This window comes from Silvanigrella sp. (genome assembly GCF_044369315.1).
GTDB lineage: Bacteria > Bdellovibrionota_B > Oligoflexia > Silvanigrellales > Silvanigrellaceae > Silvanigrella.
On record NZ_JBIPMD010000279.1, the window covers coordinates 1 to 3916 of the forward strand.

The 3916-nt window shown below is 32.2% G+C and carries 2 protein-coding genes and 1 pseudogene; all 3 read left to right on the forward strand.

The features are described 5' to 3' along the window. Window positions 1–125: 125 nt before the first annotated feature. A complete protein-coding gene (locus ACIQ56_RS15395; protein ID WP_397601932.1) occupies window positions 126–1139 on the forward strand; it encodes a sugar ABC transporter substrate-binding protein in 1014 nt (337 codons plus the stop codon). Between the two features lie 33 nt (window positions 1140–1172). Next, a pseudogene (locus tag ACIQ56_RS15400) lies at window positions 1173–2693 on the forward strand (sugar ABC transporter ATP-binding protein). 12 nt (window positions 2694–2705) lie between these two features. Then, the coding region (locus tag ACIQ56_RS15405) for a sugar ABC transporter permease (RefSeq protein WP_397601933.1) at window positions 2706–3916 on the forward strand (1211 nt) is incomplete at its 3' end.

The following is a 3916-nucleotide window of genomic DNA, read 5'->3' on the forward strand; positions in this document are numbered from 1 at the left end:
CGTTCAACAAAGGGCTTGCTTGTCCATGTTTTCGGAAGATTTTCTGCATGCCTTTTTAAGTACATATTCTTTTTCTAAAAACACATTCTCAACTCTTAACTGGCATATATTTATTAGGAGCTATTATGAATAAGCTTACACGCCGCTCATTTGTCTTCCTTTCATTAGTTGGTTTTACTTTTTCCATTTCTGCATACTCAAAAGAAATTCGAATTGGTGTTTCTTTACCTACACAAAGAGATATTGGTTGGGTAAGATATAAACAAGGTCTTGAAGAAGCCGCGAAAAAAAGCGGGGCTAAAATATTTATTCAAGTTGCCGACCAAGATGCCTCCGTTCAAGCTTCTCAAGTTGATAATTTACTTTCTCAAAAAATAGATATTTTAATATTAGCGCCTCAAGATGCAGCAGCAGCCGCCTCACTTGTAACAACCGCGCATAAAGCGGGAGTGAAAGTAATTTCACTCGATCGCCTCGTATTAAATTCAAATTTGGATATGTATGTTTCGTTTAATAACGTAAAAATAGGGGAACTTCAGGGCGAATATATAGCAAAAAATCTTTCCAAAGGAAATATTGTGTTACTTTCTGGTGCTCCTACAGATAACAATTCAAAATTACTTAAGGATGGAGCTTTAGTTCACTTACAACCACTTATAAAAAATGGAAACTTAAAAGTTGTTACAGAGCAACCTATAACGGATTGGCAGCCCAGTGTGGCTCAAAAAATTATGGAAAACTCTTTAACAGCAAATAAAAATAATATTCAAGGTGTTGTTGCCCCTAATGATAATACAGCTGGAGCGGTTGTTCAGGCACTAGCAGCTCAAAAATTAGCAGGGAAAGTAATTGTAACAGGTCAAGATGGAGAATTAACTGCAGCACAGAGAATTGTTGCTGGAACACAATCTATGACTGTTTATAAAGATCAAAAGAAATTAGCTGCGGAAGCAATAAAAGTTGCTATAGAAATGGCAGAAAATAAGCCTGTGAATACAAACGGTAAAACAAATAATGGAAAAATAGATGTTCCTTCCGTTCTTTTAGCTCCTATTGTTGTAGATAAAAATAATCTTGATAAAGAAATGATTCAATCTGGTTTATTTAAAAAAGAAGATGTATATAAATATATTAAATAAAATTTAAAATTGTGATTTTCCGGAGACGAGAAATTGAATCCATTTGCCTTAGAAATGAAAAATATCATAAAAAGTTTTGGTAATGTAAAGGCATTGTCTAATGTAAATTTTTCTGTGGAAAAAGGAACAATTCACGCCTTATGTGGAGAAAATGGAGCGGGAAAATCTACTTTAATGAAAATATTAAGTGGATTTTATCCCAATGACTCCTATGAAGGCGAGATTTTTATAGACAATCTATTACAAAATTTTTCAGGTACAATTGATAGTGAAAATGCAGGAATTGCAATAATATATCAAGAGCTCGCTTTAGTAAAAGAGATGACAGTCTGTGAAAATATTTTTTTGGGACATGAAATTACCAAAGGTTTATTTATAGACTGGGATTTAGCTTACTCTAAAACAAAAGATATTTTGAAAGAAGTAAAATTAAATGTGAATCCTTCTGCAAAAGTTTCGAGCTTAGGTGTAGGCGAACAACAATTAGTTGAAATTGCAAAAGCAATTGCAAAAAATGCGAATATATTAATTTTAGATGAACCTACTGCTGCTCTTACTGAAATAGAAGCTAATAATTTACTTGAAATCATCAAAGAATTAAGAGTGAAAGGAAAAACGTGTATCTATATTTCTCATAGATTAAAAGAAGTTTTTCAAATAGCAGATCACATTACAATTCTTCGTGATGGTAGAACAATATCAAGTGATCTCGTAAATGAATTAAGCGAAGAAAAATTAATTTCAAAAATGGTTGGACGAGAATTAACCAATATTTACCCTAGAGAAAATCGTGAATTTGGGAAAACAATTTTTGAAATTAAAAATTGGACCGTTTTGCATCCTGAAACGGGATTAAAAGTAATAGATAATGTCAGTTTTCAAATAAATAAAGGTGAAATTATTGGTATCTCTGGTCTCATGGGCGCAGGGCGCACTGAATTAGCGATGAGCATATTTGGAGCATGGGTTAAGGTAACAAGTGGTGAATTGTATATTGAAGGTAAAAAAGTAACAATTCAAAATGAATCCGATGCTATTGAATCTGGTCTTGCTTTAGTATCTGAAGACAGAAAACGTTTTGGTCTTGTGCTTGGCATGGATATAAAAGAAAATACAACTCTATCCAGTATAGAAAAAATTTCAAATTATGGAATTATGGATAAAAATAAAGAGATATTTTCTACTCGTAAATTTGTTGGTGATTTAAAAATTAAAACAAATACAATTGAACAATTTGTTGGTAACTTAAGTGGAGGAAATTAACAAAAAGTTGTTTTATCAAAATGGTTAATGACAAAACCAAAAATATTAATTTTAGATGAACCTACGCGAGGAATTGATGTAGGTGCTAAATCTGAAATTTATAATATTATGAATCAATTATTAGACCAAGGAATTTTATGTATAATAATGATATCTTCTGAATTACCAGAAATAATAGGCATGAGCGATAGAATTTTAGTCATGCATAATGGAAAAATTTCAGGAGATATTTTGCAAAAAAATGCAAATCAAGAGACTATTATGCAATATGCAACTGGTCATTTGTTATAGAAAGTACTTTTAATGAATTTAACATTAAATAAAATAATTGAAAATTTAAAATTTGATGCGAATCATTTTTTAATTCAATCTTTTAAAAAAAATATTCGTCAATATACCATGGTAATTGCGTTACTTGTTATATGTGTTACTTTTACTTTTTTAACGGGTTCGTTATTTTTATCTCCTCGTAATTTATCTAATTTATTTTTACAGAGTGCTACGATAGGTGTTTTAGCTATAGGTATGACTATGGTTCTCGTTGCGGGTCATCTCGATTTATCTGTCGGATCTGTTGCTGGATTTATAGGAGCTGCTGCGGCTATTTTACAAGTAAATTATAATTGGCCAACAATACCTACAGTTCTTGCTGCTATTTTAATAGGCGCTATTGTTGGATTATGGCATGGTTTTTGGGTAGCTTATCGAAAAATCCCAGCTTTTATTGTTACTTTAGCGAGTATGATAGCCTTCCGAGGAGCAATTTTAGGAATTACAGAGGGTAGGACAATTGGTCCTATGAATGATTCTTTTAAAGCCTTTGGACAAGGATATGTCCCGACTTTTTTATTTTCTCCTGCAACCCAATTAGACTCCTTAGGTAACGTTGTTAAAAATAATTTTGGAGATCCCATAACAGGATTTCATTTTTTATTAAACGGAAAATTTTATGCAGGAGATGCTCCTCCTTTTAATGACGTTTCTATTTTAATTGCAATTTTATGCATATTTATATTTGTTTATCTTCAAATTAAAAAGAGAAAATCTCGGCTAAAGTATGGATTTGAAGTGTTACCTTATCCTTTGGAAATTTTAAAACTTGTCTTTTTTTCTATCATAATAGCAACATTTTTTTGTATTATGGCTTTTTATATGGGGATACCATATGCCGTTCTTATTGCATTTGGACTTGCGGTTATCTTTTCTATTGTAACGAACAATACTGTTTTTGGCAGACATCTATATGCTATGGGCGGAAATTTAGAGGCCGCTAAATTATCGGGAATTCATATTAAGAAAAGGACATTAAGTGTTTTTGTTTTAATGGGATCTTTAGCTGCTGTTGCAGGAATTATTTTAACAGCAAGATTAAATGCAGCGACAACTTCAGCGGGACAAAATTTTGAATTAGATGCGATATCAGCAGCCATTATTGGGGGCACAAGTACCATGGGAGGGGTTGGAACCATCTTTGGTGCTATCATTGGAGCGTTGGTAATGGCGAGTTTAGATAA

What these genes read in the sequence shown, in the direction of transcription:
- ACIQ56_RS15395 (WP_397601932.1), top strand. Translation starts at nt 126, where the DNA reads ATGAATAAGCTTACACGCCGCTCATTTGTCTTCCTTTCATTAGTTGGT.